We start from the raw sequence: 16,523 nt of genomic DNA on the forward strand, positions 1-16,523 counted from the left end.
CGCGGGGCCGGCCCGTCAGGTAAACCGGATATCCAGCGCGCGCAGATAGGTCTGCAGGCCCGCGTCCTGGATCGGAATCAGCCGCGCGTCGCGGCCCGAGCTGTTGAAATGGGCATGCCAATAGCCGGGGGGCGTCACGAAGGCGCAGCCCGATTGCCAGTCGACCCGCTCCGGATCCTTGATGTTGCCGTCCGCATCCAGTTCACGACCGACGAGGCTGTAGGCGCCCGGATCGCAATCGACGATGTAATCGAGCGCGATCGATTGGTGGCGGTGCGGCTTCTGCGCGGTGCCCGCGCCGATCATGCCATACATCGCCCACAATGTGTGCGTCACCGTGCGGGTCTGCGGAAAATTCTCGTTGGCGAGGAGGACGCTGATGCGGCTGCGATGCGCGGCGCCCGGCTCGTTCGCGACCCTGGCGAGCTCGGCATTGGCGCGTGCGGCCTTGTAGATCGTCGGCTCGAAGCGCGCACGATCGGGGCGCACGCCGAGATAGCGCAGCAGCGGCGCGTCGTTGACATAATATAGAGCGGCATCCGCCGATACGACGAGGTCCAGCGCGTCCAGCGCTGGCGCGCTGAAGAAGTCGCCCTCGGACCAGTCGAGCGTCGTGCCGACTTGGCGCATCGTGCCCGACCCGCGGATCACGTAGAAGATCATCGAGGTGGCGATCGGATCGAGATCGATGCGATCCCCTGCGCCGATCCTGATGAAGTTCGCGCACAGCCCCGGCCCGGTCGCAGGCCCTTCGGTCTTCAGCGCCGCGCTGAGATCGAGCGGGACGACGCGCGACGGCCCGTCGGCATAAAGCGACGGCGAAAACACATGATAGGGAATGCGCGGCGTCAGGCTCGGCCGGATCGGGTCGGCGGCCTGGCTATATTCGAAGAACTGGGCGCGATCGGTGGGGCCGGTTGCCGGTGCGTCCCCGGTGTTGACCATGGAATGATCGGCCTCCGCGTGGTTCAGAACCTCCATCGTCGCTCTCCTGCATGCGCTGTTCGGACAAAGCTTAAACCATTCGCGGCCGGGAAGGAGCCCAATCGGTGCGCGTCAGGCGTCCGCGCGCGCCTGATCTAGGCTGTGGCCGGCCGTCAGCTCAATCGCGCGCACCATCGCGGAATGATCCCAGCCGCCGCCGCCTTGCGCGACGCAGGTGCTGAAGATCTGCTGGGTCGATGCCGTGTTCGGCAGCGCCATGCCCAAGGCCTTCGCGCTGCCCAGCGCCAGGGCCAGATCCTTCTGGTGGAGGGCGATGCGGAAGCCGGGATCGAACGTGCGCTTGATCATGCGCTCGCCATGCACTTCGAGGATGCGCGACGCCGCGAAGCCGCCCATGAGCGCCTGCCGCACCTTTGCGGGATCGGCCCCGGCCTTGGCGGCGAAGACCAGAGCCTCCGCCACGGCCTCGATGTTGAGCGCGACGATGATCTGGTTGGCGACCTTGGCGACCTGGCCGCTGCCGACGCCGCCGATCAGCGTGATGTTCTTGCCCATCAGCTCGAACAGCGGCTTGACGCGCTCGAAATCCTGGTCGTCGCCACCGCACATGATCGTCAGGGCCGCGTTGCGCGCGCCGACCTCGCCGCCCGAGACGGGGGCGTCGACATAGGCGCAGCCCTTGGCCGCGATCCGTTCGGCAAATCCTCGGGTCGCGATCGGATCGATCGAGCTCATGTCGATCACGGTCGATCCGGGTTGCAGCCCGTCGGCGACGCCGTCTTCGCCGAACAGCGCCCGCTCGACGTCGGGCGTGTCGGGCAGCATCAGGATCACGATCTCCGCCTGCGCCGCGACCTCGCGCGCGGACGCGCACGTGATCGCGCCGCCGGCGATCAATTCCTCGGGCAGGGCCGAGCGGTGTTGCACCAGAAGCAGCTCGTGACCCGCCGCCTGCAGGTGGCCCGCCATCGGCCGCCCCATGATGCCTACGCCGATGAAACCGATCTTCATGCCGTCGCTCCGTCACGGATGGGGTGGAGATAGGGGGTGGCCCAGCCGAGACCGGCGACGGTGTCGCCCGCCGGTTTATATTCGCACCCGACCCAGCCGTCGTAACCGAGCGCGTCGAGCCGCGCGAGCAGCCAAGGGTAGTTGATCTCACCCGAGCCCGGCTCGTTGCGGCCGGGATTGTCGGCGAGCTGGACATGCCCGATCTGCGGCAGCAACCGCTCGATCGTGCGGGCGAGATCGCCCTCCATGATCTGCATGTGATAGATGTCGTAGAGCAGTTTCACGCTATCCCGGCCGACCTCGTCGATCACCGCCAGCGCCGCCGCAGTGGTGTCGTAGAAATAGCCGGGGATATCGACGCGGGTGTTGATCGGCTCCAGCACGATCGAGATGCCGTGCGGTTCGAGCGTATCGGCGGCGCGGCGGACGTTGGCGACCAGGGTCGCGGTCCATTGCGCGCGATCGGCATCGACGGGGATCTTGCCGGCCATAAGGTGGACGGTGCGGCATCCGGTCGCCGCCGCATAGTCGATCGTCGTGTCGATGCTCACTGCGAACTCGTCGACCCGTGCCGGGTTGGCGGCATAGCCGCGGTCGCCGGCCGCCCAGTCGCCCGGCGGCATGTTGAACAACGCCATCGCGACGCCGTTCGCTTCCAGCCGATCGGCGATCGACTGCGCGGGCGCGACATAGGGCATCACGCATTCGACGGCGGCGAAGCCGGCGGCTGCGGCGGCGTCGATCCGCTCGAGGAAGGGCAATTCCTGGAACATCATGGTCAGGTTGGCAGCCAGTCGGGTCATTGCGCGCATCCTTCGGGGACGACGAGGATCGCCCGGAAATCGTTGACGTTGGTCCGGGTCGGCCCGGTGACGATCAGGTCGCCGATCGCCGCGAAGAAGGTCGCGCTGTCGTGCCCGCGCTGGGCGGCGCCGGCATCGAGCCCCTCGGCGGCAGCGCGCGCGATCGTGTCGGGCGTGGCGATCGCGCCAGCGGCGCCCCCGCTCGACCCGTCTTCGCCATCGGTGTCCCCCGCCAGCACCCACAAGCGCGGATCGCCGCGGCCGGCATTGATCGCCGCCAGCGCGAATTCGGTGTTGCGTCCGCCCCGTCCGGCCGGGCCGCCGGCGAGCGTCACCGTGGTCTCGCCGCCGGAAATGTAGACGGTCGGGCGATCCACCGGCTGCAACGCCATCCGCGCCATTTCGGCGGCGACGTCGGCGGACTCGCCTTCGATATCGTCACCGAGGATGACCGGCACCACGCCCTGCGCGCGCGCCGCATCGGCCGCATCCTCCAGCGACCGGTACGGCGTGCTGATGAGGCGCACGTCGGGCACGATCGTGTCGGCCGTGGCGGCCAATCCGCGCTGGAGCAGCCGCGCGACGACATTGTCCGGCAGGCCGGGCCCGAGCTTCTCGATCACGGCGGCGAGGTCGATGTCCGCCGCGCGATCCGTAATTGAGGGGCCGGAGGCGATCGACGAGACATCGTCGCCGGGAATGTCGCTCACCGCCAGCGTGACCACCCGCGCTGGCGCGGCGGCCAAAGCGAGCTTGCCGCCCTTGATCGCCGAAAGCCGCCGACGAACCGCATTCATCGTCCGTATGTCGAGGCCCGAGGCGAGCAGGCGGCGGTTGACGAGCTGTTTGTCCGCCAGCGTCACCCCCTCGACCGGCAACGCCATGACCGAGGATCCGCCGCCGGAGATAAGGACCAATACGAGATCGTCGGGCGTCAGGCCGGTCACGGCCGCCAATATCTCGCGCGCCGCCGCCTGACTGTTCTCGTCGGGAATGGGATGCGCCGCCTCGCGCACGGCAATCCGCCGTGTCGCCATGCCGTAGCCATAGGGAGTCACGACCGTGCCCGAGAGGGGCACGTCGGGCCATGCCGCTTCGACCGCCGCCGCCATCGACGCCGCGGCCTTGCCCGCGCCCACGACCACGCATCGGCCGGCGGGCGACGATGGAAGGTGCGGCGCCAGCACGCCGGCCGGGTCGGCCGCGCCCACCGCGACATCGAACAGTTCGCGAAGGAACGACCGGGCGCGGGCGTCGTCCCACGCGGTGACATCGACCTCGCTCACGCGAAGTCCACCGCGACGACCTCATGGATCGCGATACGCGGCACCTGCACGACGATCGCATCGCCCTCGGTCCGGAATTGCGCGTCGGTTGCCGCTTCGAGCAAGCGGACACGTCCGGGGCGGGTGCCCTGCGGCAGGCGTAACGTCACTTCATAGGGCCCGGCAGGCAGTATCTCGTGCATGAAGCCCTTCATCGCCATGGGATTGTTGAGATTGACGATGTGCGCCGCCACCGACCGCTCCTGTCGCCAATAGCTGACGTCGACCAGCCCAGCGCCCGACACCGCCATCGGTTGCGGCTCGTTCGCCGCCCACAGCACGGCGTTGCGGAGCAAGGCGAGATGATCGACGCTCGCCACTTCCCAGAAGGTGCGATCGAGATCGAAGGGAAAGTAGACGACCCGTCCCTTGCCGACCTGCCGCGCATAAACCATCGGCACGTCGGTCGTCCGCGTCTTCGGGAAAACGCGTTCCATTGGCAGATCCGGATAGCTCGGAACCGAGGTCAGCGCCGCCTTGCCCATCCCCGGACGCGGGGTGACGTGGACCAGTTTGGTGCCCGCGATGATCCGCGGTGTGTCGTCGAGGCCGACGGTCAACGGATCGGGCCCATGGACGGTCAGATAGCTGTTCTGGACGCGCTGATCGACCTTGCCGGCAAAGTCGCAGCCGAACAGATCGGCCAGCGCGAAATTGCTCCGCTGCGTGCCCCACTCGTCGTAGAGCGAGCTTTCATGCGTGGCGACGAGACCGCCGCCATTCATGACGAACGCGCGCAACTGCCGGCATTGCGCATCCGAGAGGGCCGCGGCGTTGGTGAGCGCGATCACCTTGTAGGGGCCGGTGAACTCCGGATCGAGCTGACGCTCGTCGACGATCCCGAACGGAATGCGCGATTCGACCATCGCCTGGTAGAAGCCGTTCGACGCATCCTCCGATCCGGCATGGAGGCTCGACAGATCCATCGGGCCGGCCGCTCCGGTGTCGCGCGGCACGTTGGGCGCATAATAGGTCTGGGTCTGCGCGGATTGGAGCAGCGCCACCCGCGCCAGGCTGGCGGTGCTGCGGAAATAGGCCTCGTTGGCCGCGTGCCAGACATAGGCCTTTTCGACCGCAGGCACCCAGCGTTTGTCGAACACCTCGGCCTTGAACTTGGTCATCCATGGACGGAAGCCGTGGGCGAGCCCGTCGTGGAGATAGGCGGTGATCTCGGCGCTCGACTGGGTCGAATCCATCAGCCGATAGGGCGTCGAGGTCTCGCCGACGGCGAAGATGCCGCTGACCGGCCGATCCTGCATCAGGCAATAGGCTTCCTTGGCGCTGCGCCCGTTGAGCCATGCCGCATTCTGCCCGCTCCGCCCCTGCCGGTCGGCATAGATCGACCGGATCGTCTGGCGGAGCCGCTTGGGATCGAGCCTGCCCCACGTGCCCGGCGTGAAGAATGCTTGCGGACGGATGCGGGTGACGGTGTCGCCCCACAGCTTCAGCTGGGCATAACGCTTCTCATCATCCCACAGCATGTAGGCGCGCACCTGCGGGTCGCGTGGGTTGCCGAGAGCGGTTGGAATCGCGAAGCCGCTCGCCGCCTTGAATTCACGCGTGCAGACCGGGCAGTAGCAGATGCCGGCGCTGCCCGCCCAGCGATTGCCGAAGATCGCATCGACCGGATAGGTGCTGACGATCTCCGTCAGGATCTGCGGCATCCACTCGAACGTCACCGGGCCATTCGGGCAGGTGAGGTAGAGTTCGGGGTCGGTCGGGTGGCGCTTGGGCGTGCCGTCTGCATTGTGCGCGATCCAGTCCGGATGCGCGGCGAGCATGTCGGCATGGCCGGCATGGGGGTCGACTCGGCCCAACACGCGGATCCCCATCGCCTTGCAGGCATGGGTGAGGTCGCCGAACATATCGGTATTGCCCAGATAGGGGCTGCGCTGATGAAACGGCACCTTGGTCGGGTAGAAAGCGGTGACGCCGCCGGCGCTGAGGCAGACCCCCTGCGTCTTGGTGCGGCGAAGGAAATCCAGCCAGAATTGCTTGTCGTAGCGGCCGGGATCGTCGTCGGTGGCGCAAATCTGCACCCAGCGCATCGGCTCCCATTCCCATCCTTTGCCGCCACCTTGCATGGCTGCGGCGGCGGCGCCGGTGAACGGCACGCCGCCGGCCAATCCGGCGATCACGCTGACGCCCTTAAGCATATCCCGGCGATCCAGCTCCAACTCGGCCATTCTCATCTCCTTTCGCGTTAGATTGGCAGTCTGGGGGAAGCGGCGCTTATACGCCCACGCCCGATCCGACCGCCGCGCCGATCGCTGAAATGGCGAAGCCGATGCACGGATGGTTCATGCCGATCTCTCCTGAAAATGCGCCGATCGCCGGCAGGCCGGTTTGAGCCGGAGTGCCATCAGCGTCGTCGTCTGAGTTCTGGATAATATTTTTTACCACCGACGACAATGATATATTTGGCTCCGCATTGACGCCCGGCCCAAGCTTGGACAGTGATGCTCGGGTGATGCGAACGAAAGTGCGGAGTCCCGCGATGACTGCGACGTCGATCAAGCCCGCCAAACTGGCCGACGCCATAGCCGAGCATCTTCAGCAGCTCATCCTCGAGGGTACATTGCAGGCCGGGGAGCGGCTGCTGCCCGAACGCGAGCTCTCGACCAAGCTCGACGTCTCGCGCCCGTCACTACGCGAGGGGATCGCCAAGCTCGTCCAGCGCGGCCTGCTGACGACCGATGCGCAGGGCGTCGCCCATGTCAGCGATCAGGTCGGCCACACGCTGCGCGATCCGCTGATGCTGCTGATGGACGACCCGGATGCCCGGATCGACTGCATGGAATTTCGCTCGGTGGTCGAAGCGGCCGCGGCCGGCTATGCAGCGGAGCGGGCGTCGGAAGTCGATCGGACGCTCATCGGCGAGCATTTCCAGGCAATGATCGCGGCGCATGCGCTTGGCGACGTCGAAGCGATCGCGCGATGGGATGCCGAGTTCCACTTCGCGATCTACGAGGCGAGCCACAATCTGCTGATGCTGCACTTCATGCGCAGCCTCGAGACGATGTTGCGATCCAACGTCTACCTCAACCGCAGGAACTTGTTCGAGCATCGCGCCTCACCCGAGTCGCAACTGGACGAGCATCGCGCGATCCATGATGCGATCATGGCGCGCGATGCCGAGGCGGCCCGCGCCGCCGCGCAGGCTCACATGATGTCGACGCTGCGCACGCAGCGCCTGATCCAGGAATCCGAGCGTCGGCAGGCGGCCTCGATCCGCAGGTTGGCGCACAAGGATCTGGTCGCGCCCCAGCGCGGACGTGCGCGCCACTGAGCGAGGCGGGGCACTCCGGTAAAATAAACTATCCGCTTGCGAAGTGCGGTAATTAATTATAGCCAGATAGGTGATCGCGGCGCCAATAGACCGCGGCAACCGAGGGAGAGGCTTGGTGCTTCATCAGCTGATGACGCCGATCGGCAACAGCATCGCGGCCTCGTCGGCCGTGGCCGCGCTGCCCATCGCCGCCGTCCTCGTGCTGCTCGGGGTCGTGCGGCGGCCCGCATGGCAGGCGTCGGCCGTGGGGCTCGTGATCGCCCTGATCCTCGCCGTCACCTGCTGGACGATGCCGATCGGTCTGGCGCTCGACTGCGCGGCGGCGGGCGGCGTGTTCGCCTTGTGGCCGGTCATGTGGATCGTCTTCAATGCGCTGGTCCTGTACAATCTCTCGGTCGCGTCCGGACAGTTCGAGGCGCTACGCTGCTGGCTGGTGCGCCATCTGCCTGACGACCGCCGCGTCGTGCTCGTCGTCATCGGCTTCGCGTTCGGCTGCCTGCTGGAGGGCGTGGCCGGCTTCGGCGCGCCGATCGCCATCACCAGCGCCCTGCTGATCGGCCTCGGCTTCCCGGCGCTCGACGCACTCGTCTTCACGTTGATGTTCAACACCGCGCCGGTGGCATTCGGCGCGCTCGGTGCGCCCGTCACGACCCTCGCCGCGGTAACGCAACTGCCCGATCACGTGCTGGGGGCGATGATCGGCCGCCAGCTGCCGATCATCGCGCTGTTCCTCCCGTTCTACGTGACTGCCGTCTACGGCGGGGTCAGGGCTTTGCGGGGCGTCTGGCCGGTATTGTTGGTCGCGGGAGCGTCGTTCGGGCTGACGCAATTCCTTTGCGCCAACTTTCTCGGTTATGCGCTGACCGACGTGCTTTCGTCGCTGGCGTGCCTGATCGTCACTTTGTCGTTCTGCAGGGTGTGGAAGCCGGTGCCGGATCCGGCCTACGCTCTGACCATACCTGCGGATCTGATCGCCTCCGCGCGGACGGCCGAGGCCAGAGCGGGCGGCGCACTTGCCGGATGGCTGCCCTGGCTGGTCCTGTCGGCCACCGTCACGATCTGGATCCACTTCAAGATCAACCTGATGGGTCGCACCCTGATCCAGTGGCCGGGCCTGCACAATGCGGTCTTCATCACCGCTTATGGCAAGCCTTATGCCGCCGTCTGGGATTTCCAGCCGCTGGCGACCGGCAGCGCGATCCTTGTCGCCTCGATCGTTACCGCGGCGCTGTGCCGGCAGACACCGGGCGATTTCGTCGCCGCGTTTGTGCGCTCGCTTCGCCAAGTGCGTCTGCCGGCGCTGACCACGACGCTGATCGTCGCGCTGGCCTATCTGATGAACTATTCAGGCATGGCCTATACGTTGGGCGTGGCGGTCGCCTCGAGCGGGCTGTTGTTTCCGTTCCTTTCGGCCTTCCTCGGCTGGCTGGCGGTGTTCCTGTCGGGCAGCGACACGTCGGGCAACGCGCTGTTCGGGAATTTGCAGGTCGTCGCCGCGCACAAGTTGAACCTCAATCCGATCCTGATGGCGGCGACCAATTCGTCGGGTGGCGTCATGGGCAAGATGATCTCGCCGCAGAATATCTCGACCGGCACCGTCGTCACCGATCTGCGCGGTCATGAGGGCAAGGTGCTCGCCCGCACCTTCAAGCACAGCATCGCGCTCACCTGCCTGCTCGGCCTGCTGGTCGTCGTTCAGCAATATGTGACGCCGTGGATCATCCCGTCATGACCGCGAAGCGCTTCCTAGCGACGCGGCACGAGACGCTGGACGCGCCGGCCGGCCACCTCGGCGACGTAGAGGACGCCGCGGCTGTCGGTGGCGATCAGGTGCGGGCCGGAAAATTGGCCGGGTTCGCTGCCCTTGCCGCCGATCGTGCCGAGCAGCGCCAGCTTTTTGCGGTCGAACGCAAGCAGTCGCGAATTGCCCCAGTCGGACACGTACATGATGCGCTGGCCGACATCGGGCGAAAAGGCGATGGACGATGCGGTCTGCGGCGACGGCTGGTTGCGGTCGACGAACGTCTGGCGGAGATATCGGCCCGCGCGGGTAAAGACCTGGATGCGCTGGTCGTTGCGATCCGCGACATAGACCAGCCCGTCGCGCGACAACTCGACGGCATGGACGCCATTGAAACCCTGCGGCCCGTCTCCGGTCTCGGGAACGAACGGCGCTCCCACCGCGCGCGGATTGGGGGCAGGGTCGGCGGGCGGCGGCGCGCCGAATGCGCTCCACATCCGCTTGAATGCGCCGGTGTCGGCGTCGAACACGATGATCCGGCGATTGCCATAGCCGTCGGCGACGTAGGTTTCATGGGCATGATCGTCGACGAAGATGTCGGCGGGGGCGTGCAGGTTGGCAGTGTCGGCATCGCCTTGGCTCGCGCCGGGCTTGCCGATCTGGCGGAGAAAGCGTCCGTCCGTGGTGAAGACGAGGATCATGTCGTCGGCGGGGGTGCCGCGCGAATTGCCGCCGATCCAGACGCGGCCTTCGCGATCGACTGCGATGCTGTGTTCGGTCGTCGGCCAGTCGTAGCCGGCGCCGGGTCCGCCGAAGCCGCGCAGGTAATGGCCGTTGCCATCGAACATCACGACTGGCGGCGCCGCTTTCGCCCGGTCCGTTTCGGGCAAAGAGCGGGGACGATGGAGCACCCACAGATTGTCGTGGGCATCGACTGCGACCGCGCTGACGTCGCCGAGCATCATGTCCGCGGGCAGCTTCAGCCAGCCCGCGTCCGGCACCAGGACCGGCATCGCCGGCGGCGCCGCTTCGGCGGCGGGGCCGCTCGTTACAGCGGCTGCAGCCAGCACGATCGGAAGCCAAAACATGCGCGAAACCATGATCTTCGGCTCCTCTTCCGTCTGGGCGGAAGAATAAGGCAGGGCACGGCGGGCGCCACGGGCGAATTGTCCACGATGCGGGAAATGGGACGCGGTTGACGGCGGCGAGCGTCGCGGATCGCGCGGCGGCCCGAACAGAGGAGCGGACGCAGATCATGACGGACGATGCGGACATGGAGCGGCTCGGGAAGGTTCAGTCGCTCGTGCGGGCGTTCAACATCCTCGACGCGTTGACCGGCTTCGACAACGGCGCGACGTTGACCGATCTCGCGCGCGAGACCAGCCTCCCGCGATCGACCGCGCACCGGCTGCTGACCACGATGAATACGCTGCGCTACGTCGATTTCGATGCCAGCACGAACCATTGGATGATCGGGGTTCAGGCGTTCGCGCTGGGCAACGCCTTCGTTCAATCGCGCGATCTCGGCCGGATCGGGCGGCCGATCATGCGATCGCTGATGATCGATGCCGGCGAGACGGTGAATATCGCGATCGCCGACGTCGACGACGTCGCCTTCGTCGGCCAGGCTCGTCCGGCCAACGGGAACGGCGAGAATACCGCTCCGGGGCGGCATATGCCGATGCACTCCACCGCCTCCGGAAAGGCGTTGCTGGCTTTTTGGGAGAAGGCGGCGCGCGATTGCTTTCTCGCCTCGCATGCATTCGAGCGGCGGACCGACCTTACGATCGTCGAGGCCGACGCGCTCGATGCGGAACTGGCGCACATCCGCGCGCGCGGGTTTGCGATCGACGATCAGGAAAACGAGCTCGGTGTTCGCTGCGTTGCGGCGCCCGTGTTCGATTCCAAAGGACTTGTTCGCGCGTCGCTGTCCATTTCCGGGAGCGTTGCGCGGTTGGCGGAGCCGCGGTTGATGATGCTCGGGCGGACGCTGTCGCTCGCGGCGCAGCGCATGACCAACGATATCGGGGGGCTATTGGCGGCCTGATCGGCTCCTCGGGCGACAGATAAGAAGCGAGAGAGATCGTCGCTGTTCCGCATTGTGAAAATGTAACCATTTACGTCTTCGATGAAATTACATCGACTTGACATGATCTGTGCCAACGGCGCTAAGTCACGAATAGGAGGAGATTTCCTACCAATCTGACGGTCCATCGGTAAGTCTGTTTGATGAGACTTATGTCGTCGTGACTCAATCTGTCGTGTCACGTGATTGTGGAGTCGATCGGTAAAATCTCGCCGGAACTATAGAATATTCGCGAAAAGCGAATTGAAAAGGAGAGGTCGATGTCTGGAAGTAGGATGCGGCGGCGCCTGATCGGCGTCAGCCTGCTGCCGTTCGCCACCGCCGCGTGGGCTCAGGACACCACCACCCCGCCGGCGGCCGTGCCGGTCGGCCAGCCGGCTTCTACGCCGGCCGCTGGCGCGGCGCCAATGGAGGAGGTCAAGGACATCGTCGTCACCGGCAGCCGCATCAGCCGGCAGGGCTTCGAGACGCCGACGCCGATGACGGCGATCTCGAGCAAGCAATTGGAGGCGAAGGCGGCGGTGACCGTCACCGATATCGTTGCCGAAATCCCGTCGCTGACCCCGAACCAGAACGTCAACAATTCGACCAACGTCGGCCAGACCAACTTCAACCTGCGCGGCATCGGTGCCAATCGCACGCTCGTTCTGCTCGACGGGCTGCGGTTGGAGGATACGAGCCCGACGGGTGGCTTCAACGCCAACATCCTACCGGCCCTGTTGATCAACCGGGTCGAGGTCGTCACCGGCGGCGCGTCGTCGGCTTACGGTTCCGACGCGATCACCGGCGTCGTCAACGTCGGCCTGATCTCGACCATGAATGGCGGCAAGATCGACCTGCAGGGCGTGATCTCCGACCATGGCGACGATCGCCAGAAGAGCGCGAGCATCGCGTTCGGGCACGACTTCCTGAGCGGCCGCCTGCATCTGGTCGCGGCAGGATCCTATTTCCGCCAGCCGTCGATCATCTACGAAAATGCGCGGCCGTGGGGGCGGCTGGGCTATTCGCTCTTCACCAACACCGCCGCCAACATCGCTGCCGGTCAGCCACAGATGATCATCGGGCCGGGCGGCACCGTTGCCCAGATCACCTATGGCGGCGTCATCACCAACGGCCCGGTCGGGTTCCGCAACACGCAGTTCCTCGGCAACGGCGTGACGGCGCCCTATAATCGCGGCGATTATTGCGGCGGTGTCAGCTACTGCCAGAATGGCGACGGCGTGAAGAGCTACGACACGCCGGCCGGCGTCTTGCGGCCGAAAGCCGATCGATACAGCGGCTACAGCAAGCTGACCTACGATATCGGCGATCGCGGCCACATCTGGGGATCGGTGCTGTATTCCTACGATCGGGAAATCCAGACCAACGTTCCCAACTACAATAATGGCGATCTCGTCATTCGCGCGGACAATGTCTATCTGCCCACGCAGATCCGCGCGCAAATGGCGACGCTGGGGCTCACCAGCTTTACGCTGGGTCGCGAGAACCTCGAAGACAAGTCGACCTACAACATGGGCAAGACGCAATATGCGCGCGGCATCGTCGGCGCCGATGGCGCCCTGCCGTTCTTCGATCGCTGGAAATGGGACGCGCATCTTGCCTTCACCCGTGACACGTTCGATTCCACGGCAGCAAATAATCGCGTGCAGAGCCGCTTCTTCAATGTAGTCGACGCGGTGGCCAATCCAGCGACAGGCGGCGTAGCGGGCGTCGCCGTGGGTGCGCCCGTCTGCCGATCGACGCTGACCGATCCGACCAACGGCTGCGTTCCTGCCAATCTGTTCGGACCGGGCACGATCAGTGCCGCGGCACGGGCTTATTATCTCGGCACGTCGTGGGTCCACACGCGGATGGATCAGCTGAATGCTGGCTTCAACGTGCGCGGCGATATTTTCCACACCTGGGCTGGGCCGATCTCGCTGGCGACGGGTGGCGAATATCGTCGGGATTCGATCAACCAGACGTCCGACCCGATCTCGCAGATCACCGGATGGCGACAGGCGAGCGCGGCCCCGTTCAAGGGCAGCAACTATGTCGAGGAAGGCTATGTCGAGGCGGTGATCCCGCTCACCATCCCGAACTTCGCGTTCATGCGGAAGTTCGAGATCGATACCGCAGCGCGCGTCGCCAATTACGAGAGCAGCGGCACCGCGGCGGTGTGGAAGGTCGGCGCCAATTACGAGGTGGACGAGCAGGTGCGTTTCCGCGCGACCTACTCACACGATTTCCGCGCGCCGAGCGTGAACGATCTGTACAGCTCGCCCGTCGCCAATAACGGGCAGACCGTGATCGATCGCCGCCCTGGTTCCACCTTCGGTGTCTCGACGACGGTTCTGACCATCACCGGCGGTAATCCCGATCTGAAGCCCGAAAAGTCGAATACCTTCACCTATGGCGTCGTGCTGTCGCCCAATTTCCTGCCCGGCTTCCGCTTCTCGGTCGACGTCTACCGGATCAAGATGAACAACGCGATCACGGCGTTCAGCAATCAGGACGTGGTCAACAATTGCTATGCCGGATCGACGACGTTCTGCTCGGCGATCACGCGCGATCCGACGACCGACCAGATCGTCCGTGTCCAGGCGTTGCAGTTCAACGCGCAGGTCTTGAAGGTCAACGGCGTCGACTTCGAGGGCCGCTATGCGGTGCCGATGGAGCAGATCGGGCTGCCTGGCTCGCTGGTGCTTGGTTCGCTTGTGTCCTACGTCGCCCATGTGAAGACGGTGGCCAACGGCGCGGTGCAGGAGAATGCCGGCTTCCTTACCGGCACGAACGCGACGCCGAAGTGGCGCGCGTCGAATACCGCGACCTTCGATTATGGCCCGATCACGCTCCGTGCGCTGGTCACCGTGATCGGCGGCGGCGGTTATTCCGCGCTGTATCCGACAGCCAAGCAGATCAATCTCTACCACTTCGATGCGCGCGCTTACGCCGACTTTACCATCCAGTATCGGATCAACCGCCATTTCGAAGTCTATGGCAAGATCAACAACGCCTTCAATCTCGATCCGCCGCCGATCGCCGACAATGGCACGCTGAAGGCGCTGGCCAATACATCGCAATATTATGACTCGCTCGGCCGCGTCTACGGCGCCGGCATCCGGTTCCGCTGGTGACGGTTGCGCGTACCGGTCGCTCGACTTCAAGGGAGATGTTTCGATGGATGTGAGTCGGCGCGAGTTCGCCTTGATCGCAGGGGCTGCCTCTGTGGCCGCTGACCTCCCGGGACGCGCGGTGGCCGCCGCGCATACGGGCCTGCCCTGGTATCGCACGATCAAGCGCATCGGCCAGACCAACTTCAACGAACGCGATCCGGAATTCGGCGACGTCGAGGCGTGGGCGGATTATTGGGCGTCGGCAAAGGTGCAGGCGGTCGCGCTCTCGGTCTCCGGCCCGGTGGCTTTCTATCCGACCAAGGTGCCCTTCTTCCATGTCAGCACCTATCTGAAGGGCCGCGACCTGTTCGGCGAATGCCTCGCCGCCGCCAAGAAGCGCGGGCTGCGCGTGTTCGGCCGGATGAGCCCGGACATCCAATATATCGATCCGAAGCTGCTGGAGGCGCATCCGCTCTGGTTCCGCCGCGATCAGGCGGGCAATCTGCAGAAACCGGCGCCGGAAATCGCCTTCACCTGCCAGTTCAGCGGACAGTTCTCCGAGCAGCAGCCGGCAATCCTGCGCGAGCTTGTGGCGCGATACGACATCGATGGCGTCTACATGAACGGCTGGCCGACCATGCAGGTCTGCTATTGCGAGAATTGCCGCAAGATCGGCGACCCGAAGTCGGAAGCATATAAGACCGCGCTGATGGATAGTGCGGCGCATCTGACCGACCTTTATCGCGGCATCCTGACGGCCAAGAACCCCGACAATTTCTACAGCTGCAACGTCGCCGGCGGCATGGAGGATTCGGGGCTCGACCAATGGAAGCTGACGCGCAACGCCAATTGGTACACGTCCGACAATCAGGCACGCTCGGGCATGGACGAGCCGGTGTGGCAGGACGCACAACAGGTCAAATATGCCCATGCGATGATGGGCGATCGGCCGGTGGCCGCGGTTACCGGCAGCTATACCCGCTCGGGCTCGACGATGTGGCGGCAGGTGGCCGATACGACGTGGGAGCCCGTGTCGCGCATGGCGCAGACCACCGCCGCTGGCGGCATCGTCTGGTATCATCATCTCGGCATGGAACAGGGCTTTCGGCAGGATCGCCGCTGGCAGGGGCCGGGCCGCGATTTCCTGACGTGGCACGCCGCCAACGACGCGCATTTCCATAACGTCCGTTCGCTGGCCAACGTCGCGATCGTGCTGCCCACTAATACCATGAGCCACCGGCATGAGGCCAAGGGCAAGACGACCGACTATCTGCAGGGCGTCTACACCTCGTTGATCGACGCGCGCATCCCGGTCGATTTCGTCCACGAGAACGAGCTGACCGCACAGCGCCTCGCGCCTTACGATCTGCTGATCCTGCCCAATTTCGCGATGATGAGCGATGCGCAGGCCGCGGCGCTGGAGGCCTATGCGCGGCGGGGCGGCGCGTTGCTCGCCACCTACCAGACCGGCCTGTTCAAAGAGGACGGATCGCCGCGTCCCGATTTCGCGCTGGGCCGGCTGTTCGGCATCGCCAAGGCGGGCGAAGTGCGTGGCGGCGGCGAGGGCGTGCTCGGCTCGTTCGCCCCGGTCTCGCTCCAGTCGGTGCGGCGGCGCGGGCCGATCACCGAGGGCTTCGAGGAGACGAGCTGGATCGCCGGGCCGTACTGGAGCCAGCCGGTGACGGCGACCGCCGACGTACCGCTGACCTTCATCGATCCCTATCCGGTCTATCCGCCGGAATCGGTGTATCAGCGCGTTCCGCCGAGCGACCGCCCCTCGGTCGTGACGCGCGAGGCGGGCGGCGCGCGCCTCGCTTATCTGGCCGGCGACATGGACGCGACCTATTGGCGGCTCGACAATCCGGATCTGGGTCGTTTGCTGACCAACACGATCCGCTGGCTGCTGAACGGCAAGATGGCGGTGACGGTCTCGGGCGACGGGTTGCTGGAGGTGATCGGCTGGCAGACCAAGCCGGGCTACGCCATCCACCTGCTCAACTATAACGGCCCCAATGCCTTCCGCGGCCACATGCGCAAGCCGGTGCCGCTGGGCGAGCAGGTCGTGCGCGTGACGCTGGCGGACGGCGCGCGCGTCAGGAGCGCCAAGCTTCTGCGCGGCGGTACTGCACCCGCATTCCGGCAGGACGGGCGGCTCGTCGAACTCACTGTGCCGCGTGTTGATCTCCACGAGGTGGTCGCGCTTGAAATCTGAGCACTGGATCGGGCCG

The 16,523-nt window shown here is 65.6% G+C and carries 12 protein-coding genes; 5 read left to right on the plus strand and 7 right to left on the minus strand.

Going from position 1 to position 16,523, the window contains the following annotated elements:
• Positions 1 to 15 precede the first annotated feature (15 nt).
• From K8P63_RS07275 to K8P63_RS07300, 6 genes are all read right to left on the minus strand, one after another.
• Entirely contained in the window at positions 16 to 981 is a 966-nt protein-coding gene (locus K8P63_RS07275; protein ID WP_223799151.1) for a cupin domain-containing protein, read from the minus strand.
• A 75-nt stretch (positions 982 to 1,056) separates the two neighbouring features.
• Entirely contained in the window at positions 1,057 to 1,956 is a 900-nt protein-coding gene (locus K8P63_RS07280; protein ID WP_223799152.1) for a 2-hydroxy-3-oxopropionate reductase, read from the minus strand.
• A complete protein-coding gene (otnI, locus tag K8P63_RS07285; protein ID WP_223799153.1) occupies positions 1,953 to 2,759 on the minus strand; it encodes a 2-oxo-tetronate isomerase in 807 nt (268 codons plus the stop codon). Before otnI ends, K8P63_RS07280 begins: the two co-directional genes overlap by 4 nt.
• Positions 2,756 to 4,045, minus strand: a complete 1,290-nt coding sequence (locus K8P63_RS07290; protein ID WP_223799154.1) for a glycerate kinase type-2 family protein — start codon at positions 4,043 to 4,045, stop codon at positions 2,756 to 2,758. Before K8P63_RS07290 ends, otnI begins: the two co-directional genes overlap by 4 nt.
• Entirely contained in the window at positions 4,042 to 6,270 is a 2,229-nt protein-coding gene (locus tag K8P63_RS07295; protein ID WP_223799155.1) for a ThuA domain-containing protein, read from the minus strand. The genes K8P63_RS07290 and K8P63_RS07295 overlap by 4 nt, the downstream gene beginning before the upstream one ends.
• 46 nt (positions 6,271 to 6,316) lie before the next feature.
• Positions 6,317 to 6,601, minus strand: a complete 285-nt coding sequence (locus K8P63_RS07300; RefSeq protein WP_223799156.1) for a hypothetical protein — start codon at positions 6,599 to 6,601, stop codon at positions 6,317 to 6,319.
• Here K8P63_RS07300 and K8P63_RS07305 point away from each other — a divergent pair.
• Together K8P63_RS07305 and K8P63_RS07310 are read left to right on the plus strand one after the other, a co-directional pair.
• Positions 6,582 to 7,373 (plus strand): FCD domain-containing protein, encoded by a 792-nt coding sequence (locus K8P63_RS07305; protein WP_223799157.1) that lies wholly within the window; start codon positions 6,582 to 6,584, stop codon positions 7,371 to 7,373. The genes K8P63_RS07300 and K8P63_RS07305 overlap by 20 nt on opposite strands.
• A gap of 115 nt (positions 7,374 to 7,488) precedes the next feature.
• Positions 7,489 to 9,105 (plus strand): L-lactate permease, encoded by a 1,617-nt coding sequence (locus tag K8P63_RS07310; protein ID WP_223799158.1) that lies wholly within the window; start codon positions 7,489 to 7,491, stop codon positions 9,103 to 9,105.
• Between the two features lie 14 nt (positions 9,106 to 9,119).
• Here K8P63_RS07310 and K8P63_RS07315 read toward each other — a convergent pair whose 3' ends face one another.
• Positions 9,120 to 10,202 (minus strand): NHL repeat-containing protein, encoded by a 1,083-nt coding sequence (locus K8P63_RS07315; RefSeq protein ID WP_223799159.1) that lies wholly within the window; start codon positions 10,200 to 10,202, stop codon positions 9,120 to 9,122.
• Between the two features lie 167 nt (positions 10,203 to 10,369).
• Here K8P63_RS07315 and K8P63_RS07320 point away from each other — a divergent pair, with 167 nt between their 5' ends.
• The 3 genes from K8P63_RS07320 to K8P63_RS07330 all read left to right on the plus strand — a co-directional run bounded on the left by K8P63_RS07320 (position 10,370) and on the right by K8P63_RS07330 (position 16,507).
• On the plus strand, positions 10,370 to 11,161 hold the full coding sequence (locus tag K8P63_RS07320; RefSeq protein WP_223799160.1) for an IclR family transcriptional regulator: 792 nt from the start codon (positions 10,370 to 10,372) through the stop codon (positions 11,159 to 11,161).
• A 299-nt stretch (positions 11,162 to 11,460) separates the two neighbouring features.
• Positions 11,461 to 14,316, plus strand: a complete 2,856-nt coding sequence (locus K8P63_RS07325) for a TonB-dependent receptor plug domain-containing protein (RefSeq protein WP_223799161.1) — start codon at positions 11,461 to 11,463, stop codon at positions 14,314 to 14,316.
• A gap of 91 nt (positions 14,317 to 14,407) precedes the next feature.
• Positions 14,408 to 16,507 (plus strand): alpha-amylase family protein, encoded by a 2,100-nt coding sequence (locus tag K8P63_RS07330; protein WP_223799162.1) that lies wholly within the window; start codon positions 14,408 to 14,410, stop codon positions 16,505 to 16,507.
• Positions 16,508 to 16,523 lie beyond the last annotated feature (16 nt).

This window comes from Sphingomonas nostoxanthinifaciens (assembly GCF_019930585.1).
Lineage (GTDB): Bacteria > Pseudomonadota > Alphaproteobacteria > Sphingomonadales > Sphingomonadaceae > Sphingomonas_I > Sphingomonas_I nostoxanthinifaciens.